We start from the raw sequence: 23,521 nt of genomic DNA, 5'->3' as shown, positions 1-23,521 counted from the left end.
TTTCGTGGCAAAAAAAAGAGCTGCGTTATCATTCAGTGGAAAAGACTCTACACTGGCATTGCACGAACTCCTTCACGGTGAAGAATATGAGGTTGAATTGTTGTTTACGACAGTAACTGAAGGCTTTAATCGGACAAGCATTCATGGAGTAAGGGAGGAACTGCTGGAGGCGCAAGCGGCATCGATTGGCATTCCATTAAGAAAAATCTTTATTCCGGAGCAATGCTCCAATGAAGTCTACGGGGAAATAATGAATCGGGAATTGGCTGATTTGAAGGCGAATGGGATTGACCATATTGTATTTGGCGACCTATTTCTTGAGGATATCCGCAAGTACCGTGAAGAACAGTTAAAACCCTTAGGTTTTACAGCGGTTTTTCCACTCTGGGGACAGAATACTGCAGATTTAATTCACCGCTTTTTATCGCTAGGGTATCAAACAATTATAACTTGTGTAGACTTGACGAAACTGCCTGAGAATTTTTCCGGTAAGGAAATTAATGACGTGTTTATGGAAGTACTGCCTGAAGGTGTGGACCCTTGCGGTGAAAACGGCGAGTATCATTCATTTGTATATGATGGTCCAATTTTTAATAAGCCAATCCGGTTTCAAGTTGGCGAGAAAAAGTTTTCAAAGGATGTATACACTGGTGAAACAAGATTTTGCTTTACCGATTTAATTCCATTAAGGGAGTTTTGATTTATGAATCGCTGCGGCTGGGTTAATCAAGACCCATTATATATTGATTATCATGACCATGAGTGGGGAGTCCCCGTTCATGACGACCGTTTGTTGTTTGAATATTTGAATTTGGAAGGGGCGCAAGCTGGCCTTAGTTGGTATACGATTTTAAAAAAGCGGGAGAATTACCAGAGGGCGTTTGACAACTTTGAGGCGGAGAAGATTGTCCTGTATGACGATCAAAAGATTGAAGAACTTTTACATAATGATGGTATTGTACGGAATAGACTAAAAATTAATGCGGTGATTGGCAACGCCAAAGCTTATTTAAAGGTGGTCGAGGAATTTGGTTCCTTCAATAGCTATATTTGGTCATTTGTTGACGGGAAGCCGATTATCAATCACTTCAAAGAAGCGAGCGAGGTACCTGCCTCCACGGAAATAAGCGACAAATTGAGCAAGGATTTAAAAAAGCGCGGCTTTAAATTCGTCGGCTCCACCATCTGCTACGCCTTCATGCAAGCAGTAGGAATGGTCAATGACCATATCGAAAGCTGTGAAATGAAACGCGGGGACGGTTCTTTTGCCTCAAAAATTTGAGGCATTAGAACCGTCCCCATCTTTTATCCGTTTTGCTTTTGGAACTGTTCCATAAATTCGCTGAATGCTTTACAGGATTCGTATGGAACGGCGTTGTAGGTGGATGCGCGGCAGCCTCCAATGGAGCGGTGGCCGTTAACACCGATAAAGCCTTCTTGCTTGGCTTGCGCTAAAAATGCTTTTTCCAGCTCTTCTGATTTTAAGTTAAAGGTAATATTCATTAGGGAGCGGCTGTCGTTTTCAGCGTGCCCGATGTAGAAACCATTGCTATGATCAATAGCATCGTAGATAACCTTCGCCTTTTCCTCATTCCGTCTGACAACTTCCTCAAGGCCGCCAATTTCCTGTACCCAGCCAAGAACCTCACCGAGCATATAAATGCCAAAGGTTGGCGGAGTGTTATATAAGGAATTGTTTTTTGCATGAGTACTGTACTTTAACATGGTAGGGATATTAGAATTAGCCTTTTCAAGAAACTCCTTGCGAACAATTACTACCGTAACACCGGAAGGTCCAAGGTTTTTCTGGGCACCCGCATAAATCATGGAGAACTTGCTGACATCAACATGCTTGGATAAAATATCGCTGGACATGTCCGCAATTAACGGAACATTGCCAGTAGCAGGGAATTCCTTCCACTGCGTTCCGTAAATTGTATTATTGGAGGTCAGATGTAAATAGGCCTCGTCACCTTGATATTGAATTTCCGCTAGTCTAGGAATGCGGCGGTATTTGCCTTCTTTTGATGACGCCGCCTGAGCAACTTCACCAAATAGCTTGGCTTCGGCAAAAGCTTTTTCTGACCAAGATCCAGTCATCACGTAACCCGCTTTTTTTCCTTCTCCCAAAAAGTTCATCGGAATCATTGAAAATTGCAGGCTTGCTCCACCTTGCAAAAAGAGTACTTCATAATCTTCAGAAATACCCATTAAATCCTTTAGGCGCGCGATCGCCTGATTATGTACTTCTTCATAGGCAGCACTGCGGTGGCTTAATTCCATGATTGACATTCCTGTGCCACGGAAATCAATCAGCTCCTGCTGGGCTTTTTCCAGTACAGAAAGAGGAAGAGCAGATGGGCCGGCATTGAAATTATAGGCCCGTTTGATGTCTAGTTTCATTTCGTTCACTCCCATGTTTTTTTAATATAAATGAATATAACATATTTTCGTATTATTTTGACAGGAAATTTTATTCCTTTACAGAGTTAAAGGCTTGTTCAATTTTTAAACAAAAAAATGCCTGCCACTAATGCAAGTAGCAGACCGACAAAATGCTTCTATGTTTAAATATAAATCACTTAACTTTCAGCAAGAAAATCCTTTTTTGGCAGCGTAATGATCTTTCCGCCAATTTGGACGTGAACGGTATCGTTGAAAATGGCTTTTACTATTCCTTTTAAGGAAATAGTTGAATTTACGGAGATTTTTTTAGAGTCAGATTGATTGGCCATATGGATCAACACCTTTCAAAATTTATAAACCCAATATAAAAAATAAGATTACCCTATATTATTCGGAAAAATATGGTGATATCCTTCCTGACAAAACCTGTTTTTTAAAAAATTTTTAAAAAAGTTGTTCATGTTAGACGAATTCCTTTAATCCAGGGGTGTTATGGAAGGAATTGAATAACATGAACTATAGTTCAAGTATTACATTCAGCTATAAACATATCAACAAAAAGATGAACTGTAGTTCACCTTTAATTTTTGTGCTATAATAAGCCCGAGGTGGTCCTATGACTGAACGTGAAGATTTGCTTGTAGGTGAATTTCCGATTCTTCCTAAACAAGAACGGGCCCAACAAAAAAGAAATGCTCTCTTGGCAAGCGGGCGAATACTGTTTATTGAAAAAGGATATGAGCAAACAACCGCAAAGGAAATCGCGGCCCATGCAGGGGTAGCTACAGGAACCTTTTATCGCTATTTTTCAGATAAACGGCAGCTGTTAATGTCCCTTTTGGAGGATAAAATAGATGAATTGCTCCCTCCTGAACCAAATTGGACTGCCGGTAATCCTGAACTTTTATTGGCATCCTTATTAGAAGCGCATATGAAACGGCTTAACGGGATGGGACTTCACCGTGTTTTGCCAGAACTACTGCATAAGGATTCGGAACTTGCCGAGGTGTTAGGAGAAGCCAGAAAAAAAATCCATTTAAGAATTCTTACCGGATTAAAGCGTGCTTATGATTCAGGGTTAACTTGGAGGGACTTGGATTTGGATAAGGTTGCCTGGTCTATTATGGTGTTGGCAGAGAGTGGAAATACCAAGATAGGTCAACACTGTAAAAAAGAAGATTTTATGGAATTGGCAAAGGTCATTTGCCGCATTGTTTTCCCTCCTGATGTACTAAAGAAATTCCTTATTGAAAATGAAGAATAAACTAAAGAGTGGTGACTAGCGATGAAGGTAAGAGATTTTATGATAATGAATGTCATTACAGCAAAACCAACTGATACTATTAAGGATGTTATGAAAATTTTTGTAGAAAAAAAAATTGGCGGCATGCCTGTTGTGAATGGCGAGGGTAAATTATGCGGCATTGTAACAGATGGGGATATCTTAAGAGCTATTAAACCCATTGATCGGCAAATTTATAATTATTTTACCTTTATGACTTATATCGCCGAGGAGGATTTAGAAAGCCGCTTGAGTGAAATGGCGGGAAGGGAAATCATAAAGATTGCCAAAACAAATGGGATTGTCACTGTTCATCCTGATGATGATATGAAAAAAGTTGTCTCCCTCTTATCCAAGCACCATTTTAAAAAATTGCCTGTGTTAAACGGTAATAATCGTGTAATCGGTGTCCTCAGCAGGGGAGATGTGATTCGAAGCATCCAACAAACCATTATTGATGAGATGGATTGAAGAATAAAAAGGTGCCAGGTACTTTCATGAAAGACAGCCTGACACCTTTTTTTAGAGTTAAGTATGAAATTTGCGTCCAATATCGGCAAGCATCATTTGTGATGTAATATAATCCTGTTCCCGTCTTTTTTCAACTAATATCCGTATGTCATGATTCCGGCAATAAACCTTATAACAAACACCATGGGCATTAAGAAGTGCTTTCTCCATTTCACTCGTGTACTTCAAACGTAAATGTTGGATGTTAAAACCCTCCTTTAGTTATTAGGTTTTCATCTTACCATTGAACAGTTTTTTTCGACAAAGCCCGTAAAGTGGGAAATCTTGTTATATTTAGGACTGAGATGGCCTCCTGTTCCCTGAACCTGCTGATTCATACAATCCCTCCAATATCCTCTTGATTAAACCTTGTTTTCCACTGATTTTCCAAAAATACGCAACTTGTATTAGGTTGATAGTAAGGATGTATTATTTTTTTCATCATTCTGATGACTTACACTATAAGAGTAAGAAAATTCAGAATGGGGGGTTAAATATGCACAAGAAACGGTTTCAGGCCGGCGGCATTCTGTTAGTAATGCTTGGTTTTATTTTTTCAACCGCATTTTCCTTAACTGGCACTTCAATAGGCGAGGAAACCCAAACAACATCCATAGACACAACTACTAATAAAAAGTGGGAAAGCTACGACAGATCTGAGGAGTATCAAAGCTACATTACAGAAAAAGATGTTTTCATTACAATGAGGGATGGCGTCATATTGACTGCCGATGTTTATCGGCCAGACGGACCGGGGCCATTTCCAGTTATTTTGACTCAGACGCCATACAATAAAAATGTTAATGGCGTTAATGAATATTTTGTTAAACGCGGCTATGTCCAGGTAGTGGTAGATGTCCGTGGGACAGGTAGTTCGCAGGGCACATGGGAATCATTTGGGATTGCTGAACAGCAGGACGGAAAGGAGCTTGTGGAATGGGCGGCCAGTCAGGCGTGGTCAAGCGGCAAGGTTGGCTTATACGGGGCTTCCTATATGGCGATTAACCAATTCTTTACGGCAGCCCAGCAGCCCAAAGGCTTGGCTGCGATGTTCCCAATTGTGCCGATGGGAGACAGCTACCGGGATATCGTGATGTCAGGCGGTCTGGTCAATACCGGGTTTATCCCTCTGTGGCTGGGGCTAGTCACTGGTACGGGTTTATTGCCGCCAAGCTACACATTGACAGATCCTGTTCAGGCAGCAGGAGTTCTTATTAACCATGCAGGGCAAATCTCCGGTTTTCAGACAAATACGTTAACATCCGCTCTTGCAGGCGGGGAAGTTGCCTATGATGGGCCATTTTCTTGGCAGCGTTCGCCTCTATTAGTCGCAGATAAAGTAAAGGTGCCGGCATTTATAACCGGCGGCCTCCATGATATTTTTCAACGGGGTGAACCTTTACTATTTGAAAAGTTGAAGGCAAATGGGGTCAAAACGAAGCTGTTGATCGGTAATTGGACGCATGGAGATTTTGGAAGCGGATTACCGGCGGATAATGTTCCAACTTTAGACCAAATTACCTTAAAATGGTTCGACAAATATGTGAAGGGCATGAATGTGGATGTGGAAGGGATTCCTGATGTAACGCAATTTGTGTTAGGCGATGGTCACTTTGCAGTGCAGCCAGGCTGGCCGCATGCCAAGGCACAGGCTGAAAAATATTATCTTCGTTCCGGGAACCTACTGACAAAGGATACTCCTTCCATGATTGAAGGCTCCGATTTCATGCTGCAGCAGCCAGTGAACGGGATTTGCTCTGGCAGTGCCAGCCAATGGACGATGGGAATATTGGGGGTCTTTCCATGCACAAAGGATAATCGCTTAACCGAGACTACAGAAGTCACCTACACAACACCTCCGGTTAATCAGGACGTGAGAATTTCCGGTCCGATTGCTGCAAGAATTTATGTAAGTACAACCGCTAAAGAAGCAGTCCTATCTGTTCGTGTAACAGATGTGGCTCCGGATGGCACCTCAAGCGAATTGACCGCCGGCTGGCTCGCTGCTTCGCATCGTGCTGTAGATAAGTCAAAGAGCCGCTTTTTAAATGGCGAAAATATTCAGCCATGGCATCCATTTACGACGGAAGCGGTTCAGGCGGTGGTACCAGGCAAGGTTATGGAATTAAACATCGAGATTTTTCCGACCAATGCACAGATTAAAGATGGGCACCGCCTACGGGTCAGCGTGGGGCCAAGTGACTTCCCGCATTCGTTATCAACGACACCGATGCTGCTTAATCAATTAGGCGGTGTGGTTACTATTATGCATAACAGCCAATATCCTTCATATGTGACCTTACCAATAGTAAAATAAATCTTTTTAATAAGCTGTTGATTACTGGTTTTTGCGGTGATCTGCAGCTTTTTTCTAATATATATGGTTCATAACGCCCGAACGGTTAAAGGGAAGAAGGATTCGGTCGTTATATGGGTTTATAACCCCCGAACGGTTAAAGGAGAGAAGGATTCGGTCGTTATGAGTGGGTTCATAACGACCAAACGATTAAAGGAAAGAAGGATTCGGTCGTTATGACGGGTTTATAACGCCCGAACGACCGAAAAAAACAAGGCCCCAGGCGTTATGGTGGGGTTATAACAACCTCAAAACTTAAACGAACAAGTCCCGGTCGTTATGATGTTGTCCTTACCGACCTAAACAGTATCGTCGATGCCATCTTTATAAGTAAAAAGACAATTCAAAGCATTAAACAAAATCTATTCTGGGCATTTGGATATAATACATTGGGGATTCCAATTGCCGCAATCGGCTTTCTAGTCCCATGGCTTGCCGGAACTGCTATGGCATTTAGTTCTGTTTCAGTCGTATTAAACGCACTGCGTTTACAAAGAGTGAAGCTTTAACTACTAATAGAAATGGAGGTGGCGGGAAACTTGGCTCCTAACCAATAATCTTACCATTTTAACTAAAATTACTTGTTGTACTCATCGATTTACGGTAGGGGGGTATGATATAATTAGCAAAAAGGGAGGCGGGTCAAATGTCAATGAATGAAAAGGAAATAATGGATGAATCCTGCTGCCATACCGAGGAAAATCACCGCAAGAGTCACCATTCTGATAAGGTAAAAAGCAATCTTGTGACAAGGCTGAATAGAATTGAAGGCCAGATTCGCGGCATTAAAGGGTTAATTGAAAAAGACACGTACTGTGATGAAGTGATCAACCAAATTGCCGCCACGCAGTCGGCTTTAAATAGTGTAGCGAAAATCCTGCTCGAAGGCCATATGAAGAGCTGTGTGGTGGAACGGATTCAGGAAGGCGATTTTGACGTGATTGATGAGGTTCTTGTAACCGTACAAAAATTAATGAAAAAATAACGGAGGAATAAAAAATGGAAAATGTAACATTAAATGTAAGCGGTATGTCTTGCGGCCATTGTGTCAAAGCGGTGGAAGGAAGCGTCGGGAAATTGGATGGCGTAAAAAATGTTTTCGTTAAGCTGGAAAAAGGTCAAGTTGATGTTGTGTTTGATCCAAGCATAGTATCCCTCAGCACGATTAAAGAAACAATTGACGATCAAGGATACGATGTAGAATAATGATGATTGGCACCCAGATTAGCTTGGGTGTTTTCTTTTTACAAAGGGTAAATTCTTTTATAAAAATAGCTGTGGTAGAATGATAGTTAAAGCTTTGAAAAGAGGTGCAGCTTTGAGCAGGCAAGGTGTGATATCCCTCGGGGATGCGTTTATTGATTACATATCAAAGGATTCAACTAATACAATATTTCACCAGTTTCCCGGCGGGGCGACGGTAAATACCGCTGTTTGGACAAGCAGGATAGGGGTGCTTTCTTATTACTTAACGAAACTTGGAACGGACGAAGAGAGTGCTTTTGTGGAGATGGAGCTTGTAAAAGAGAAAGTGAACGTCGATTATTGTGTCCGTTCGCCTGAAAAAAGAATCTGTAGTGTCAAGGTACATATAAATCAATCAGGTGAGAGACAGTTTCATTCCTATAATAACCCAACTCCAGATTTACTTCTGACCAGCAATGATCTTCCTGAAGAATTGTTTCAGCAGGGGAAACTCTTTTATTTCGGTTCCGGGACACTTTTTCATGATATAGCAAGGGAAACGACACGCCAGGCACTCGAATATGCCCGCAAACGGGAGTTGCTGACGGCATTTGATACAAATATTCGCCTGCAGCGTTGGGAAAGCGAAAAGAAATGCCGGAAGACTGTCATTTCTTTTGCCAAACAAGCCGATATCGTTAAAATGGCTGAAGATGAATTATTCTTTTTAACAGAAACAAATAACCTGGAGGAAGGTCTGGGGCTTATCTCTGAATGGGGGATTCCGTTTCTGTTTATCACGATGGGCGGGCAAGGCTCCTGTGCCGTACATAAGGGACGAAGCATTTTCATTCCGGGTGTGCAGGTTAAAGCTGTAGATACCACCGGGGCAGGTGATGCCTTCATGGCAGCCATTATATCCCGCTTTCATAATCATGGTGTTCCTCAAGATGATTTGCAATTAGAAGAATTTGTCCGATTTGCTAATGAAATCGGTGCGCGGGCAACGACGAAAATGGGGGCATTGTAAACAAAAACAGCGAAGCACATGACTTCGCTGTTTTGTCTTTTTAATGGGTGATTGAATTTGATTGTGTAGCTTGATTTGATTCCGGTACCCTCATTAAAATAATCCCACCTATGATGAACAAAACAATTAAGCTAAAAACACCGCTGTTGGTGTTTCCTGTCATCTGTGCAGTAAAACCGACTAAAAACGGTCCAAGGATGGCTGCAAATTTATAAAAGATGCTGTAAAATCCAAAGAACTCGTTGGCACTTTCTTTCGGCACCAATTTGGCGAAATAAGAGCGGCTGAGCGCTTGGATGCCGCCCTGAGAAGAGGCGACAAGCATGGCCAGAATCCAAAAGTCCAAAACAGTTTTTAAGAAATAGGCATAAGTACAAATGATGATATAAACGAAAATGCCAACGAGCAGCATCGTCTTACCCTTAAACCGATCGGCAAGCTTGCCGTACAAAATGGCAAACGGCGCGGCCACCACCTGGGTGGCAAACAGGATGATTAACAGATTGGTAGAATCAATCCCCAAATCCGATCCGTACGCGGTTGACATCGTAATAATTGTGTTAACCCCGTCAATATAAAAGAAATAGGCAAGTAAAAAGAGAAATAACGGGCGATAGAGTTTAATTTTTTTAAACGTAATAAATAACTGTTTAAAGCCGTTGGAAACAGGGTTTGGGACGCGTTCTTTGTAATAAACTTGATTTACATTTTTTAACATCGGAATCGTGAATAGTCCCCACCATAAGGCGGTGATGGCAAAAGCGACTTGGCTGGCAACGGTGACAGACAATGGGAGAATGCTTTGTTGGGCCAAAATGATCAGGGCAATTCCCATAATGAACGGGATGGTACTGCCGATATAGCCCATCGCAAAACCGCGTGAGGATATTTTGTTCATCCGCTCTTCAGTAGTGACATCAACCAGAAAGGCATCATAGAAAATGTTCGTTCCGCCGAAGCCAATAACCGTAACCATATAGCAGATTAAAAGAATCATCCACTGGCTGCTTGGAACCACGGCGAGCAAAAAAGTAAAAATAACTCCTAAAGCAAAGAAAAAGGTGAAAAATCGTTTCTTAAACCCTCGGAAATCTGCAATGCTGCCAAGGACGGGGGCACAAATAGAGATTAATAGTGTCGCAAAAGAGTTGGCATAGCCCCAATAGGCGGTTGATGTTGCACCGGCAAGTCCTGCCTCTTTGGCGGCTGCTTTGAAATATAACGGAAAAACAGCAGTGGTAATCAGGATAGAATAGGCGGAGTTGGCCCAATCGTAAAAAACCCAGCTTTTTTCTTGCTTTGTCATCCGGCTCATATTTTTTCCCCCTAACTAAGTTTTTATCGTTTCAATATCTCCTCAATTACTCTTCCATCAGTATCTCCTAAGCTGACACCAAGTAATCTTGCGAAGGTGGGCCCTTCATCAATAAGCCGGATGGATGGAAGTGTGACTGATTGGACCCCTTTTCCTGCCGCCATAAGGATGGTTCCATATGCCTCTTTTACGGGAGAATAGCCGTGAGTAGCCAGGGTATATTTTTTATCTGCCTTTACATCTTCAGCTGTAATGGTTTTAATATAATCCCCCTCATAATCTTCTAAAAAGTAATACCCCAGGCTTGCTTCAATCATAAAGGCACATTCCCCATCCGCACCTCGTTCGGCAGCCTGACTGCCTGAAAGCACCTGTTCAATTCCCGAAGTTGGGTCCTGAATCATTTCTGACAATAAGGATTTTACTTTTTCATAAGTAATGGTGTCACACGGATCTTTTACATAAATATATGCCGAACCGTCACAGCTTTTGCAGTATGCCTTCCAATTTACCAGCTTTCCGCGAGAGTTGGTGGTAATCAGATTGTGTTCTTTAAAAAGTACGTTTAAGTGTACAGCCTTAGTTTCATCTAACGCGCTGTGGTCGCCGAGTATAACCACAGTGGAGTTATCTTTGATGCCGCTCTCCTCAAGTGCTTCCATGATTCTGCCAAGCCTGCTGTGATGACGGTAGATGGCGGCAATCGCCTCATCTGAAGAAAAACCATGGAAGTGACGCATGGAATCCAAGTCTGTAAAGTGGACTAGCATTAGGTTTGGTTTCTTTGTTTTAATCGTATCCACCGCTGCTTCTAAAACAAAATCATCCAATTCCGGCTGGCTTAAGCCGTTGCGGAGATGACCATACCGTTTATTGAGGTCCCATTGGAAGCGGGGAGTCCCGCTAGTGAGAGATACAAGAATTTGATTTTGCCATGGACGGTTTGCGAAGATCTCGGGCATGTTATAATCAATATCCGCCTTTCCGGTAACCGGCCATAGTAAGGCAGCTGTGGTCATGCCTGCTTTTTTTACTTCATCATAAAGGGTGGTTCCGCGAATGGAGCTCCGAAACCAATTCCAATCAGGAGATAAGCGTCCTGGCTGCAATAGGGTATTATTAATGACACCGTGTCTGTTCGGATATTTTCCCGTTACGATAGTGGCATGGCAAGGGTAGGTGACAGATGGGTATATACTCTCGACATTTTCCACCAAGGCCCCGTTTTGAAGAATTGTCTGAAAGTGAGGTAATTCTTTAATGATGGGAAAATCTAAAGCAGAAAGACAGTCGAATGAGATAATGATGAGATGGTCGGTAAGTCGATTCATAAAAACCCTCCGAATTGGTAACTACTGCTAATCCAATTGTACAATAAGATACTGGGTTGTTACAGAATTTTTACAATATTTATGAAAAAATTAGGATGTTTTGGTGTTGGAAGATATATGTAATTAAGTTTTTTCAGTATAATGTATATAAATGTCTAGGGAGGGGGATGACCGTGATGCCAAGCATTCAAAGTTTATTAATCGAAAAAATGATAAAACTATCAGTAAAAAGAATGGCGAAAAAAGGAATCAGGAAAACAGAGATGGAGGAAACACGGCAGAGGTTCAATGAATTTGGTGCCAAGCTTGGCCAGCTGCCAAAGGGCTGTGTTAGGGAATCCTGCAAAATTGGCGGCCTCTATTCTGAATGGCTTTCCTTCACTGATACTAAGGAGAAGAAGGTAATCCTTTATTTGCACGGCGGTGCATATGAATATGGGTCGGCAGATACCCACCGTGTGTTGGCTGCGAGAATTGGCAAGGCTTCCGGTGCCAAAGTGCTCTTGCCGGAGTATCGGCTTGCCCCTGAACATCCATTCCCGGCGGCGATTGAAGATGCTGTTTTAGTATACCATTGGCTGCTTGACCGGGGTTATGAATCTTCTAATATTATTTTTGCTGGCGATTCAGCAGGTGCAGGCTTAAGTATTGCCGCCGCCTTGACACTGAGGGAGCAAAACGATCCCTTGCCGGCAGCAGTTATTTGTTTATCGCCTTGGGCGGACTTAACAAGCAGCGGAGAGAGTTATGAGAAAAACAGGAAGCTGGACCCGTATTTAAACCCAGAAGCCGTGAGAAAGGCAGCTGCCATGTATGCAGGTGCCAAACCGCTAAATCACCCAATGATTTCGCCTGTTTTCGCTGATTTGACCGACTTACCGCCATTGTTTATCCAAGCGGGAAGTCATGAAATTTTACAAAGTGATGCCGAAATGCTTGCAGCAAAGGCGCGGCTTGCTGGCGTTGATGTCACCTTGAAGATATGGGAAGGAATGTGGCACGTTTGGCAAATCTTCGGTGGCGTTCTGCCCGAGGCCCGTAAAGCCATTCGCGAAATCGGGCATTTTGCGAAGCGAAGCTTTAAAAACTCCACAATTAAGTGAATGCCCGCAAATTGGAAATTGTAATAATATTGCCAATGTTTTTGCAGCCAGTCTTTTTTACAGGCTATATAATGAGAATTAATAGGAACATCATTTTGAAGGAGGAGCAAATCATGAAAACGTTAATTGTTTATTGCTCATCCCATGGTACGACAGAAAAGGCTGTGAGTGTATTATGCGAGAATATTGAAGGAGAGGTCCTCGCTGTAGATTTGAAACGGGATAAAATTCTTTTTGATTTAGAGGACTATGATGGGGTTATAATTGGCGGATCGATTCATGCAGGGGAAATTCAAAGGAAAATTAAACAATTTGTCAAACAGCATCATGATGAGCTTTTAGAAAAAGAAGTGGGACTATTTCTGTGCTGCATCCGGAATGGTGATATCGCTGTGGAGCAATTTAACCGCGCCTTTCCGCAGGATTTACGGAAAAACTCCGTGGCAATGGGCTTATTTGGTGGCGAATTCTTAGTTTCTAAAATGAATTTTTTTGAAAGACAAGTAGTAAAAAAAGTGGATAGTGTAATAAAAGACGAATCGCATCTAAACCTCAACGCCATCATGGAATTTGCCCTAAGATATAATAATATAAGAATCCCGGTCTAGTCAGCCGGACTATTATTCCAAAACGCTTCTGCAGCAAAAGAGGCGTTTTTTTATTTTAGAAAAATATTTATCTGTTTAAAAAAAACACGTTTTGAACATAATGGAAGGGTCAAATTACAACATGAGAGAGGATTTTTATGAAAATTTGGTTTAACCGCTGGTTTACAACTGTTTCCCACTATATTGAGATGATTCGGGACAATCCCGATAACCGGAAATTTTCAATCTATGGAACGAGTCCGAATAAGGATGCTCTATATTTGCAGTATTGTGATAAAGCTTTTACCGAACCGGAACTCTCCGGTGATGAATATATCGCCTTCTGTATGGAGTTTTGTGAAACACATGGGATCGACATTTTTATACCCCGCAAGGAAAACGTGTTAATTTCAAAAAGACTTGCTGATTTCGAAAAAATTGGCGTCAAAGTGTTGGTCTGTCCAGATGCGGAACTAATGGAGAAGATGGATAATAAGGCCCTTGCTTATCGAACCGTTATGGAAAAAGCGGAAGAAGAAGGCCCTATATTTTCCATTCCTGAACATTATGTGGTTAATACTTTAGCGGAATTTAAGTCCGCTTGCGAAAGGCTGATAGAAAAGGGACATAAGGTTTGTTTTAAACCGGTCATCGGCGAGGGTGCCAACGGTTTTCGTGTGATAAAGGATGAGATTGATTCCGTCAATCAGCTTTTTCATCATGGCACTAGTTTCCGAATGCCTTATCGGTACGCTTGCGAAATTCTTGGCCAGCAGGAGACATTTTCAGATTTAATGGTCCTTGAGTATCTAGAGGGCCGGGAATATAGTATTGATTGCCTGGCAACACCAGACCGATTACTTGCCGCGATCCCAAGGATGAAGGGAGATGGAAGAATCCGTGAGCTAGTAGACCATCAAGAACTGATTCAACTCGCTCATCGGTTTCATCTTGAGTTTAAGCTGCCATATATATTTAATATTCAATTAAAATATAACAATGGTATCCCAAAGCTATTGGAAATTAACCCACGTATGAGCGGCGGCATGCATATCAGCTGCCTTTCCGGCATCAATATGCCCTATCTGGCCATCAAAATTCTCCTCGGGGAGAAAATTGAAGCGGTCAGCCCGCGTTTCGGCATTCGCGCCAGCCATCTCGAAAGAGAAATGATTCTTAAGGATGATTGGTGTCAGGCACCGTAAACCATATAAAGATTTCATTTGTTTAGTAGATAGTGTAAAATAAAATAAATATGGAAAATTCAAAAAAATAACGGTGCGGCTGGGGAAAGGTGAAAAAATTGACTTATTCTGAATTAGAGCTAATCGCAGAGACAAAAACATTTCATGTCAGTAATGTGAAGATTTTTGATTATTTCGACCTGGGGCGTAAGGAATGGTACCGTTTTTGTACCCAGCAGCTGGGTGTAGAGGCAGTAGCGGTCCATATTGGCGTTGATTATAAAAAAGAAGTGTTTAATAATGATGAAATAATCGTTCGCACATGGCTTGAGCGAGTTGGGAATACAAGTTTTACCCTTATGCAAAAGATGGAAAATAAACAAGGCATTCTGCTGGCGTCTGCTGAAGTCATTTTGACAACAATTAATCGGCAAACAAGAATTAAAACCACTGTACCTGATGAAATTCGCCGACTGCTCCATCAAAATGCTGAGCTTGCCGAACTAATCAACTGCTAAAAAAAGGACGAACACCATGTCTGATGGTGCTTGTCCTTTTTTCTTTTAAAGACTATATTGGATACTGTTAATCAAACATTTTATGCTATAGAATGATAGATAGGTTTAAAAAACGGAGGATTCATTAATGGAAGGAAAATGGCTGATAGCAGATCGTGACTTAAACGAACGGGAGGGGTTGAAGTGGATGTTAAAAACCTCCTCTATTCCTGTTGCCAACATCTTGTCGGCGGCTGATTATCAGGAATTTATCGTCCTTTTTGAGAAAGAATCTCCTGAAATCGTCTTAATCGAATTAGATATGATTAACAAAGAAGATTGGCCGGCTTTTCGTGATTTAATCCAAATTTATGAACCTATTCTGCTATTAACTAGCGCTGAGGCCACTTTTGAGAAAGCGCGCTTGGCCATCGACCTACAGGCACTAGATTTAATGATCAAACCTTTTTCGACGGTAAAAATAAAGTCTGCTTATCAAAAGGCATCCCGAAAGCTTTCGACCAAATTGAAACCAAATGGTCTAATGCAGTCAACCCTTTATAAAGATATTACCTATGAGTCCTTATTTATTTCACAAATAGGTTTTAGCGAAAACTACCATATTGCTGCATTTAAGGCTGAAGAGATTGAAATGAATCGTACCTTGCATTCCTTTTTATTAGAATATTCGTTTAAGGATTTGCATGGCATTTTTCCGTTAAGTGACATGGTTATTCTTTTGTTTATGGAGTCCTGTACCACCATAATGGAGCAATGCCGGAAAGCAATGAGAAGATGGGAAGAGGAATTTTCCGACTCTCTTGCGATTGTCGTTCATAAAGGGAATTCCCCAACGCCTCTTAACGAAAAATATCGCCAAACCAGAAAAATGCTGGATTTCACTTACTATAAAGGATACCGGCAGGTGGTTGAGTTTGAATACTCTCCGAAATGGGTTTATCTCGACCCATTCTTAACGCCTCCCGAGCAACGAAATTGGATTGACATGCTGACCAATTTTGAATTGGAAAAAATAAAGAAATGCCTTTATGATGAATTTCTACATTTAGAAACTCCTTATCCGGACCCCGGGCTGGTCAGAATCAGGTTGACAAGTATTTTGGCGCAAATAAGAAGATTTATGAAGACCTATACTCTTGAGGAAGACGAGCACTTTGAGAGGGAATATCGGTACATTTTTAATTCTATATTATATGATACGGTTCTTTACCGGACGGTTCAAAATCTGATTTTATTTATGCAAAAGATTTTCCAGGGTGTGGAGGCTAACATCCGCAGCTTAAAAAACGATCCAATCGAAAGAGGCATCGCCTATATGGAAGCTAATTTTTCAAATAGCCAGCTGCGGCTTGAAGAAGTAGCTCAATATGTGGAGCGAAATCCGTCTTACTTCAGTCATCTTATAAGCTCGACGACTGGTTCAAGCTTTACGGATGTGTTGACTGGAATCAGGATGAAGGAAGCGAAAAGACTGCTGCGGGAGACGAACAAGCCCATCAATGAAATTGCCGCAATGGCCGGCTTCCAAAATTCCAATTATTTTAGCAGGCTGTTTAAGGATTTGATGGGTTCCTCACCAAGAGAATATCGAAAAGAAATGAAACTATGACTCAGTGCTGATTGAGTCTCTTTTTTTGTTTTTTCTAAAAAAATTAACCTTTTCTAAAAAAAGTATATTTTATTGAGGGTTTGTCCTAAAAAAAAGCATTTTATTATAAAAATTGTATCTGTTTTCTAATGTTTTATTCGTATTTTTCAGAAGATTAGCTTTTTATAATAAAAATAGATTTAAACCAATAAGGGGTGTAAAAATGGAAACGAAAACATCACAACCAAGAGTAGTTAAAAATTATAAAGGCACTGAACTGCATGCAAAGGGCTGGATTCAAGAGGCAGCGCTCCGCATGCTTTATAACAACCTTGACCAGGAGGTTGCCGAACGACCAGAAGATTTAGTTGTCTACGGCGGAATCGGAAAGGCAGCACGTAACTGGGAATCTTTTGATGCAATTGTGAAAACGCTTTTAGAGTTAGAAGATGATGAAACATTATTGATCCAGTCAGGAAAGCCGGTTGTAGTTTGGAAATCTCATAAGGATGCGCCCCGTGTATTGCTGGCAAATTCAAACCTTGTTCCTGCATGGGCTAATTGGGAGCACTTCCATGAGCTTGATAAAAAGGGCTTGATGATGTATGGACAAATGACAGCCGGCAGCTGGATTTATATCGGCAGCCAGGGAATCGTTCAGGGAACCTATGAAACTTTTGCTGAGCTTGCTCGTCAAGAGTTTGGCGGTTCATTAAAACACACGATTACACTAACTGCTGGTCTTGGCGGGATGGGCGGCGCTCAGCCACTTGCGGTAACAATGAACGATGGTGTTTGTATCGCTGTGGAGGTCGATGAGTGGAGAATCGACCGTCGGATCGAAACAAGATACTTGGATGTAAAAACAAAGGATCTTGATGAAGCATTACGTTTAGCGTTTGAAGCGAAGAAGGAAGGCAAGGCACTTTCTATTGGGCTTATTGGAAATGCGGCTGAAATTTTACCATTAATGATCGAAAAAGGTTTCAATCCAGATGTGTTAACAGACCAGACATCTGCACACGATCCATTAAATGGATATGTACCAATTGGGTATTCATTAGAGGAAGCAGCGAAGTTAAGAGCGGAAAATCCGGCTGAGTATGTGAAGCTTTCCAAACAAAGCATGGCTGTTCATGTAAAGTCAATGCTGGATATGCAGGCAAAAGGTGCGGTTACATTCGATTATGGTAACAACATCCGTCAGGTAGCAAAAGACGAAGGTGTGGAAAATGCCTTTGATTTCCCAGGATTTGTTCCAGCTTACATTCGCCCGTTATTCTGTGAAGGAAAAGGACCTTTCCGTTGGGCGGCATTATCTGGCGATCCGGAAGATATCCGTAAAATTGACGAAGCATTACTTCGCGAGTTTAAAGATGATGAGCATCTTTGCAAATGGGTAAGAATGGCCCAGGAAAGAATCGCATTCCAAGGACTTCCTGCTCGTATATGCTGGTTAGGATATGGAGACCGTGCACGTTTCGGTAAAGTGATTAATGACATGGTGGCTAGTGGTGAGGTTTCAGCACCAATTGTTATCGGTCGTGACCACTTAGACGCTGGTTCTGTTGCTTCACCTAACCGTGAAACTGAAGCAATGAAAGACGGTTCGGATGCAGTTTCCGACTGGCCAATTCTAAATGCGATGATTAATGCTGTTGGAGGAGCGAGCTGGATTTCATTACACCATGGCGGCGGCGTTGGGATGGGATATTCCCAGCACTCTGGTATGGTTATCGTAGCCGATGGTACGAAGGAAGCAGAAGTCCGCTTGCAGCGCGTATTAACAACTGACCCTGGGATGGGTGTAGTCCGCCATGCTGACGCCGGGTATGATCTGGCTATTAAGACTGCTAAGGAAAAAGGCATCAAAATGCCAATGCTTAAGCAAGACTAGTACTACCAGGATAAGGGTACGCAATCGTGTTTGGCGGATATATCTGCGAGTTTGGCGGATATGTCCGCTATTTAGGCGGATATCTCGGTTAATTCGGCGAATATGTTGGTGTTTTCGGCGAATTACTTGCAATTTTTGGTGGATTCCTATGTTGAAATGGAAATGTAGCCCGAGATAATCCTGCAAAACTATGTTTTGAGAGGAATGACTCAAATTGACCAAAGCAATTTTTATTAGAAATGCATCTCAACTAGTTACTTTACATGGTGGCTCTGATGCGCCACGGGTAAAAGCGGAAATGTCTGAGCTCGGCATTATCGAAAACGGAAGTGTATGGATTGAGGACGGAGTTATTCAGGCTGTCGGCACTGATGAAGAGCTTGCGGCTAAATATGCCAACCGTCTCGCTGAGGCTGAACTAGTTGACGCCAGTGGAAAGCTTGTAACACCAGGTTTAGTTGACCCGCATACGCATCTGGTACATGCGGGCAGCAGAGAAAACGAGTTCAATATGCGCTTACAGGGTAAAACCTATATGGAAATCATGAATGCCGGCGGCGGGATTCACGCGACGACAAGAGCAACAAAAGCCGCATCACATGAGCAGCTCTACAAAGAAAGCTATAACCGCTTGAATCAGTTCTTGCGTCATGGGGTTACCACGGTTGAGGCAAAAAGCGGCTACGGTATGGATTGGGAAACCGAACTGAAGCAGCTTGAAGTGGCAAAGGAGCTGCAGGAAAAGCACGTAGTTGATGTCGTTTCTACCTTTATGGGAGCACATGCAGTTCCGAAGGAGTATAAGGAAAACCCAGATGAGTTTGTACGCGTGTTAGTGGAAGATTTGATTCCGAAAGTTGCCGAGCTCGGACTCGCGGAATTTAATGATGTGTTCTGTGAGCATGGCGTGTTTACACCGGAGCAATCAAGGGTCATTCTTGAAGCGGGAAAGCGTCATGGTTTGATTGCGAAAATCCATGCCGATGAGATTGAGCCATATGAAGGAGCTGAACTTGCGGCAGAGGTTGGTGCCATTTCCGCAGACCATCTTCTAAAAGCTTCAGAAAAAGGTATGAAAGCAATGGCTGAAAAAGGCGTTGTCGGTGTGTTACTGCCAGGTACAGCATACTTTTTAATGGCAGAGTCTGCTAATGGCCGAAAAATGATAGATTTAGGAGTACCGGTCGCACTTTCTACTGATTGTAACCCCGGATCATCACCAACGGTTTCGCTGCCGTTTATCATGAGCCTTGGCTGCTTAAAAATGGGAATGACTCCGGCAGAGGTTATCACCGCTGCCACCATTAACGCTGCCCATGCCATCAATCGCGGCCGCGAGATTGGGAGTTTAGAAATCGGTAAAAAAGGCGACGTGACAATTTTTAACATTGAAAACTATATGAAGCTTCAATATTCCTATGGTGTCAACCATACTGATACTGTCGTGAAAAATGGCCGGGTGGTTGTCAAGGGAGGTCAGCTCATTGAAGAGCTTTCTTTATCCTAAACTAAATCCGCCTAGCTTTACATGGGTACGGCCAGAGGGAGGCAGCGCGGAAGCTAGCAAAGTTCATGAATGGATTGAGCCTTTGTCAGCTGCAAGCGACCCGGAAAAAGCAAAGGACGCTGACTTTCTCGTTGTCGGCGTCCCGCTTTCTCGTTCGTCCATCAGTGCATCAGGAGCTTCGGAATTTCCGGATGCCTTCCGAAGAGCATGGAAAGGATTCACGACTTATAATTTGGATGAAGATGTGGATCTCACGGATATGACGGCAGTGGACGCAGGAGACGTCCCGATGCATGTCACTGATATCCGCCGCTGCCATGATAATATTATCGCGGCATCTACGGCACTTCATCAGCATTTTACGAAGTCCAAGATTTGCGCTATTGGCGGTGATCATTCGATTACGGCAATGATGGTAAAGGGTCTGCATCTGGCCCGGCCTGACGAAAAGATTGGAATTATCCAATTTGATACTCATTTTGATTTACGGGACATGAGTGATAATGGACCTTCGAATGGGACACCGATGCGGAACCTGATTGAAAGCGGCGTCGTGGACGGCTCGAATATGTATAATATTGGTCTACACGGATTTTTTAACACTAAAGATTTAAAGCAATATGCAGATGAAAAAGGTGTTAATTATATTACGCTGGGGCGTGCCAGGAAAAAAGGCATCGAGGCGACGGTCCTTGAATGTCTGGACGCACTCGCCGCTAAAGTTGACACTATTTATTTGACGGTTGACATGGATGTCCTTGACATCGCCTATGCCCCAGGGGTACCGGCCTCAACGCCGGGGGGCATGACCACAACTGAACTGCTTGAAGGGGTACTAGCAGCAGCAAAGCATCCAAAAGTCGGTGCCATGGATATCGTCTGTCTAGACCCGCTCAAAGACAGTGCCGTCCAACCAACTGTTAAACTCGGCACCCACGTATTTTTAACCTTTGTAACAGGGGTTATGTTGAGATAGGTGTCAGGCGGCACAGAAAGACAATTTGGGGTATTTGTCCACCTCAGGTGGACAAATACTTAATTTTTTGATTTTGTACTTTAATGAACTAAAGGGAGTTTATTTCAAGGGGGATGGAGTATGGCAAATCATTCAGTTGAACAAGTAAAGGCTGTACAGCCGGAATTACAGAACAGCAACATGGCAAATATTGTGAAGTTTTTTGTTTATAGTGCAATTGGTATTTTTGTCTTTTTTATTCCGGTAACAGTAAATGGGAAATCATCTATCATGCTGGACCACATTGTTTCCTACATTCAAACGGCGGCTCCAGGAGTTCTGCCATATTATGCATTGCTCGTGATTTTATTGGGTGCTGTTTACCCATTTATTAAAGGCACTTGGAAAAAAGACACGGTAACATTAGTCTTTTCAATCCTAAAAGTGTTTGGTTTTGTGGCAGGTGTGATGCTTGTATTTAATGTCGGCCCTAAGTGGTTTTTTGACCCAAATATGGCACCGTTTTTATTTAACAAGTTAGTCATTTCAGTTGGCTTGCTGGTACCAATTGGCTCCGTATTTCTGGCTCTATTGGTCGGCTATGGATTGCTTGAATTTGTCGGAATCTTTATGCAGCCGGTGATGAAACCGATTTGGAAGACACCTGGACGTTCTGCTATTGACGCAGTGGCATCCTTTGTAGGAAGCTACTCAATTGGATTATTAATTACCAACCGTGTTTTTAAAGAAGGAAAATATACTATTAAAGAAGCAGCAATTATTGCAACAGGATTTTCTACTGTTTCAGCCACCTTTATGATCGTTGTTGCCAAAACGCTGGATATAATGAACATTTGGAATGCCTATTTCTGGGTAACGTTTATCGTAACATTCATCGTAACCGCTATCACCGTCCGTATTTGGCCATTATCCAAAATGAGTGATTCCTATTATCAAGATATGGAGGGCGACGTAGAGGTTATCATTAAGAAAGACAGAGTGAAGACTGCATGGAAAGAAGCGATGGTAACTGCAAACGAGTCTCCTAGTCTTGGCAAAAACATTTGGGACAACCTAAAAGACGGCTTTGTCATGACAATGGGGATTCTTCCTTCGATCATGTCAGTTGGCTTGCTGGGTCTTGTATTAGCGGAATTTACCCCAGTTTTTGATTGGCTTGGCTACATTTTCTATCCTTTCGCAAAGCTCGTGCAGCTTCCGGATGCCATGCTTGCTTCAAAAGCCAGTGCTTTAAGTATTGCCGAAATGTTCTTACCGGCACTTTTAGTTACAAAGGCTGCAATTGTTACAAAATTTGTCATTGCTGTTGTGTCCGTTTCTTCCATCATTTTCTTCTCGGCAGTGGTACCATGTATCCTTTCAACTGAAATACCACTTACAGTCGGCAAACTTGTGGTCATCTGGTTCGAAAGAGTAGTCCTGACGATCCTGATTACAGCACCAATTGCATTTTTAATTCTATAAGCCAAGGAATTTCGTTTTCCAAAAAAACCTTGATTATCAAGGTTTTTTTTTATGAAAAAATGCTATTTTCAAAAATTACTTTCACATTTATAGGATACAAGCCTTAACCATTTACAGCTAATATGAATTAACTATAAGAAGAGGCAGATGTTGTTAAGATTTTGGATGGTTATTGTTATGTGGAGGTAATATTAATGAATTATGCTTCATGCCTAATGGCATATTTTAAAAAATACAGGAGGGAGGAAATAAATGGATATTAAGCGTCTCGAAAATATATTGAGCGGCATTAGCGTCCAAAATGTACCGAATGCAGATGTGGAGGTTGTGAATAATACCCTGTTGACGATGATTGGTAAAGGCAGGCAGGGAGCAGTTTTTCACTATACTAATGACATTTGCGTTAAGGTGTTTGGAAATGAAGAGGATTGTGAACGGGAGTATTATGCTTTATCGCTTGGCCAACAGACCACCCTTTTACCGCGAGTATATGCAAAAGGAAAGCTTTACATCGCAATGGAGATTATCAAAGGGGTTGATTTGCGGGAATATTTGCAATCACAGCCATTAACGGAGGAACTCTCTGCAAAACTAATAGACATGCTCATTACTTTTAAAAAGATAGGTTATGAACGGATAGACCATCATAAACGGCAAATCTATTTGCAGGAGGACGGGAGCTTAAAGGTGATTGATGTCGCGAGGACCGTATGGCGCGACCGTGTTTACCCTTATCCTAGAAAATTAATTAATTCCTTAGGGAAAGAGTATAAAGAAGTATTTTTATCCCATGTACAAGCATTATCGCCTGACTTATATGAGGAATGGCAGAACTTCATCCGAATGGAAGAACTTTCACGTCATATTTATGAAATTATACTCAAGCAGAAATCCAACAAAAAAACTTTAAAAAAATTAAGTGAAAAGAATCTAATAGTAGACAACGAAAAAAAATACGTATTACAGCTTGAAGGGCTAATGTACAAGGTTTTTAAGGAAGAATGGATCAAAACCATGCTGGCCCGGGGTACTGACCCAGAAGTAGTTATGGAAAAGATTGATGAGTACTGGGATAAACGTGAACAAAGTTTCGAGAAGAATTACCCAGTGAAAGAGCGCAGCAAGAAAAATAAGGATAAACGCTCCCGCCGATATGAAGGATACAGTTATGATGACCGAAAAAAAGATCGACACCACAGTAAAGGTCATCATGATAAAGATCGTAAGCGTCACAAGCATGAAAAAGATAAAAAAAGACATAAAAGGTAAACTACAAACCTAT

At 42.0% G+C, this 23,521-nt stretch carries 23 protein-coding genes and 1 pseudogene; 19 read left to right on the top strand and 5 right to left on the bottom strand.

Features of this window, described 5'->3' with window-relative positions:
- Positions 1–4 precede the first annotated feature (4 nt).
- Together KHB02_RS14835 and KHB02_RS14830 are read left to right on the top strand one after the other, a co-directional pair.
- The gene (locus KHB02_RS14835) at positions 5–700 is read left to right on the top strand and encodes a Dph6-related ATP pyrophosphatase (RefSeq protein ID WP_213140281.1); all 696 of its coding nucleotides are present in this window, start codon (positions 5–7) and stop codon (positions 698–700) included.
- Between the two features lie 3 nt (positions 701–703).
- Entirely contained in the window at positions 704–1,282 is a 579-nt protein-coding gene (locus tag KHB02_RS14830) for a DNA-3-methyladenine glycosylase I (RefSeq protein ID WP_213140280.1), read from the top strand.
- A 23-nt stretch (positions 1,283–1,305) separates the two neighbouring features.
- Here the strand turns inward: KHB02_RS14830 and serC are convergent, their stop codons facing one another.
- Positions 1,306–2,403, bottom strand: coding sequence for a 3-phosphoserine/phosphohydroxythreonine transaminase (gene serC / locus KHB02_RS14825; protein ID WP_213140279.1), 1,098 nt, complete (start codon positions 2,401–2,403; stop codon positions 1,306–1,308).
- Positions 2,404–2,582: 179 nt separating this feature from the next.
- Positions 2,583–2,735 (bottom strand): hypothetical protein, encoded by a 153-nt coding sequence (locus KHB02_RS14820; protein WP_213115881.1) that lies wholly within the window; start codon positions 2,733–2,735, stop codon positions 2,583–2,585.
- A gap of 287 nt (positions 2,736–3,022) precedes the next feature.
- On the opposite strand from KHB02_RS14820, the gene KHB02_RS14815 reads away from it, so the two are divergent.
- Together KHB02_RS14815 and KHB02_RS14810 are read left to right on the top strand one after the other, a co-directional pair.
- Positions 3,023–3,670 (top strand): TetR/AcrR family transcriptional regulator, encoded by a 648-nt coding sequence (locus KHB02_RS14815; protein WP_213140278.1) that lies wholly within the window; start codon positions 3,023–3,025, stop codon positions 3,668–3,670.
- 21 nt (positions 3,671–3,691) lie between these two features.
- The gene (locus KHB02_RS14810; RefSeq protein ID WP_213140277.1) at positions 3,692–4,159 is read left to right on the top strand and encodes a CBS domain-containing protein; all 468 of its coding nucleotides are present in this window, start codon (positions 3,692–3,694) and stop codon (positions 4,157–4,159) included.
- A 57-nt stretch (positions 4,160–4,216) separates the two neighbouring features.
- Here KHB02_RS14810 and KHB02_RS14805 read toward each other — a convergent pair whose 3' ends face one another.
- Positions 4,217–4,369 (bottom strand): YuzK family famiily protein, encoded by a 153-nt coding sequence (locus tag KHB02_RS14805; protein WP_241113873.1) that lies wholly within the window; start codon positions 4,367–4,369, stop codon positions 4,217–4,219.
- A 325-nt stretch (positions 4,370–4,694) separates the two neighbouring features.
- Between KHB02_RS14805 and KHB02_RS14800 the strand changes: the two genes are divergently transcribed.
- The 5 genes and pseudogenes from KHB02_RS14800 (at position 4,695) to KHB02_RS14780 (ending at position 8,769) form a co-directional block, all read left to right on the top strand.
- On the top strand, positions 4,695–6,515 hold the full coding sequence (locus KHB02_RS14800) for a CocE/NonD family hydrolase (protein WP_241113872.1): 1,821 nt from the start codon (positions 4,695–4,697) through the stop codon (positions 6,513–6,515).
- Between the two features lie 335 nt (positions 6,516–6,850).
- Positions 6,851–7,063 (top strand): annotated as a pseudogene (locus KHB02_RS14795) (hypothetical protein); the annotation flags it as partial.
- A gap of 137 nt (positions 7,064–7,200) precedes the next feature.
- Positions 7,201–7,539, top strand: a complete 339-nt coding sequence (locus tag KHB02_RS14790; protein WP_213140275.1) for a metal-sensitive transcriptional regulator — start codon at positions 7,201–7,203, stop codon at positions 7,537–7,539.
- A 14-nt stretch (positions 7,540–7,553) separates the two neighbouring features.
- Entirely contained in the window at positions 7,554–7,760 is a 207-nt protein-coding gene (copZ, locus tag KHB02_RS14785; RefSeq protein ID WP_213140274.1) for a copper chaperone CopZ, read from the top strand.
- A 112-nt stretch (positions 7,761–7,872) separates the two neighbouring features.
- Complete coding sequence (locus tag KHB02_RS14780) at positions 7,873–8,769, top strand: carbohydrate kinase family protein (protein WP_213140273.1); 897 nt, start codon at positions 7,873–7,875, stop codon at positions 8,767–8,769.
- Positions 8,770–8,809: 40 nt separating this feature from the next.
- Here KHB02_RS14780 and KHB02_RS14775 read toward each other — a convergent pair whose 3' ends face one another.
- Entirely contained in the window at positions 8,810–10,084 is a 1,275-nt protein-coding gene (locus KHB02_RS14775; RefSeq protein ID WP_213140272.1) for an MFS transporter, read from the bottom strand.
- A 23-nt stretch (positions 10,085–10,107) separates the two neighbouring features.
- Positions 10,108–11,415 (bottom strand): alkaline phosphatase family protein, encoded by a 1,308-nt coding sequence (locus KHB02_RS14770; RefSeq protein WP_213140271.1) that lies wholly within the window; start codon positions 11,413–11,415, stop codon positions 10,108–10,110.
- 176 nt (positions 11,416–11,591) lie between these two features.
- Here KHB02_RS14770 and KHB02_RS14765 point away from each other — a divergent pair, with 176 nt between their 5' ends.
- The 10 genes from KHB02_RS14765 to KHB02_RS14720 all read left to right on the top strand — a co-directional run bounded on the left by KHB02_RS14765 (position 11,592) and on the right by KHB02_RS14720 (position 23,508).
- A complete protein-coding gene (locus KHB02_RS14765) occupies positions 11,592–12,518 on the top strand; it encodes an alpha/beta hydrolase (protein ID WP_241113879.1) in 927 nt (308 codons plus the stop codon).
- A gap of 113 nt (positions 12,519–12,631) precedes the next feature.
- Positions 12,632–13,126 (top strand): flavodoxin domain-containing protein, encoded by a 495-nt coding sequence (locus KHB02_RS14760; RefSeq protein ID WP_213140269.1) that lies wholly within the window; start codon positions 12,632–12,634, stop codon positions 13,124–13,126.
- A 137-nt stretch (positions 13,127–13,263) separates the two neighbouring features.
- Positions 13,264–14,310 (top strand): ATP-grasp domain-containing protein, encoded by a 1,047-nt coding sequence (locus KHB02_RS14755; protein ID WP_213140268.1) that lies wholly within the window; start codon positions 13,264–13,266, stop codon positions 14,308–14,310.
- Between the two features lie 89 nt (positions 14,311–14,399).
- Entirely contained in the window at positions 14,400–14,807 is a 408-nt protein-coding gene (locus KHB02_RS14750; protein WP_213140267.1) for an acyl-CoA thioesterase, read from the top strand.
- Positions 14,808–14,934: 127 nt separating this feature from the next.
- The gene (locus KHB02_RS14745; protein ID WP_213140266.1) at positions 14,935–16,416 is read left to right on the top strand and encodes a helix-turn-helix domain-containing protein; all 1,482 of its coding nucleotides are present in this window, start codon (positions 14,935–14,937) and stop codon (positions 16,414–16,416) included.
- 202 nt (positions 16,417–16,618) lie between these two features.
- Positions 16,619–18,292 carry a urocanate hydratase gene (hutU, locus tag KHB02_RS14740; protein ID WP_213140265.1) on the top strand — a complete coding sequence of 558 codons (1,674 nt, stop codon included), beginning with the start codon at positions 16,619–16,621 and terminating at the stop codon, positions 18,290–18,292.
- A 214-nt stretch (positions 18,293–18,506) separates the two neighbouring features.
- On the top strand, positions 18,507–19,799 hold the full coding sequence (gene hutI / locus KHB02_RS14735; protein ID WP_213140264.1) for an imidazolonepropionase: 1,293 nt from the start codon (positions 18,507–18,509) through the stop codon (positions 19,797–19,799).
- Positions 19,777–20,775: an agmatinase family protein gene (locus tag KHB02_RS14730; protein ID WP_241113871.1), complete on the top strand. Its 999-nt coding sequence runs from the start codon at positions 19,777–19,779 to the stop codon at positions 20,773–20,775. Before hutI ends, KHB02_RS14730 begins: the two co-directional genes overlap by 23 nt.
- 180 nt (positions 20,776–20,955) lie before the next feature.
- Complete coding sequence (locus KHB02_RS14725; RefSeq protein ID WP_241113878.1) at positions 20,956–22,239, top strand: YjiH family protein; 1,284 nt, start codon at positions 20,956–20,958, stop codon at positions 22,237–22,239.
- 252 nt (positions 22,240–22,491) lie between these two features.
- The gene (locus KHB02_RS14720) at positions 22,492–23,508 is read left to right on the top strand and encodes an RIO2 family protein (protein ID WP_213140261.1); all 1,017 of its coding nucleotides are present in this window, start codon (positions 22,492–22,494) and stop codon (positions 23,506–23,508) included.
- Positions 23,509–23,521: the final 13 nt, after the last annotated feature.

Source organism: Neobacillus citreus (assembly GCF_018343545.2).
GTDB lineage: Bacteria > Bacillota > Bacilli > Bacillales > Cytobacillaceae > Neobacillus > Neobacillus citreus.
Note: the sequence above shows the minus strand (reverse complement) of the source record. Positions and strands in the feature narration are given on the sequence as shown.

Excerpts from the sequence above, each read along its gene's own strand:
- copZ (WP_213140274.1), top strand. The coding sequence starts at position 7,554 with ATGGAAAATGTAACATTAAATGTAAGCGGTATGTCTTGCGGCCATTGT.
- KHB02_RS14815 (WP_213140278.1), top strand. The coding sequence starts at position 3,023 with ATGACTGAACGTGAAGATTTGCTTGTAGGTGAATTTCCGATTCTTCCT.
- KHB02_RS14775 (WP_213140272.1), bottom strand. The coding sequence starts at position 10,084 with ATGAGCCGGATGACAAAGCAAGAAAAAAGCTGGGTTTTTTACGATTGG.
- KHB02_RS14770 (WP_213140271.1), bottom strand. The coding sequence starts at position 11,415 with ATGAATCGACTTACCGACCATCTCATCATTATCTCATTCGACTGTCTT.
- KHB02_RS14760 (WP_213140269.1), top strand. The coding sequence starts at position 12,632 with ATGAAAACGTTAATTGTTTATTGCTCATCCCATGGTACGACAGAAAAG.
- KHB02_RS14720 (WP_213140261.1), top strand. The coding sequence starts at position 22,492 with ATGGATATTAAGCGTCTCGAAAATATATTGAGCGGCATTAGCGTCCAA.
- KHB02_RS14790 (WP_213140275.1), top strand. The coding sequence starts at position 7,201 with ATGTCAATGAATGAAAAGGAAATAATGGATGAATCCTGCTGCCATACC.
- KHB02_RS14765 (WP_241113879.1), top strand. The coding sequence starts at position 11,592 with ATGCCAAGCATTCAAAGTTTATTAATCGAAAAAATGATAAAACTATCA.
- KHB02_RS14805 (WP_241113873.1), bottom strand. The coding sequence starts at position 4,369 with ATGGAGAAAGCACTTCTTAATGCCCATGGTGTTTGTTATAAGGTTTAT.
- KHB02_RS14800 (WP_241113872.1), top strand. The coding sequence starts at position 4,695 with ATGCACAAGAAACGGTTTCAGGCCGGCGGCATTCTGTTAGTAATGCTT.
- KHB02_RS14810 (WP_213140277.1), top strand. The coding sequence starts at position 3,692 with ATGAAGGTAAGAGATTTTATGATAATGAATGTCATTACAGCAAAACCA.
- KHB02_RS14745 (WP_213140266.1), top strand. The coding sequence starts at position 14,935 with ATGGAAGGAAAATGGCTGATAGCAGATCGTGACTTAAACGAACGGGAG.
- KHB02_RS14755 (WP_213140268.1), top strand. The coding sequence starts at position 13,264 with ATGAAAATTTGGTTTAACCGCTGGTTTACAACTGTTTCCCACTATATT.
- hutU (WP_213140265.1), top strand. The coding sequence starts at position 16,619 with ATGGAAACGAAAACATCACAACCAAGAGTAGTTAAAAATTATAAAGGC.
- serC (WP_213140279.1), bottom strand. The coding sequence starts at position 2,403 with ATGAAACTAGACATCAAACGGGCCTATAATTTCAATGCCGGCCCATCT.
- KHB02_RS14820 (WP_213115881.1), bottom strand. The coding sequence starts at position 2,735 with ATGGCCAATCAATCTGACTCTAAAAAAATCTCCGTAAATTCAACTATT.
- KHB02_RS14830 (WP_213140280.1), top strand. The coding sequence starts at position 704 with ATGAATCGCTGCGGCTGGGTTAATCAAGACCCATTATATATTGATTAT.
- KHB02_RS14725 (WP_241113878.1), top strand. The coding sequence starts at position 20,956 with ATGGCAAATATTGTGAAGTTTTTTGTTTATAGTGCAATTGGTATTTTT.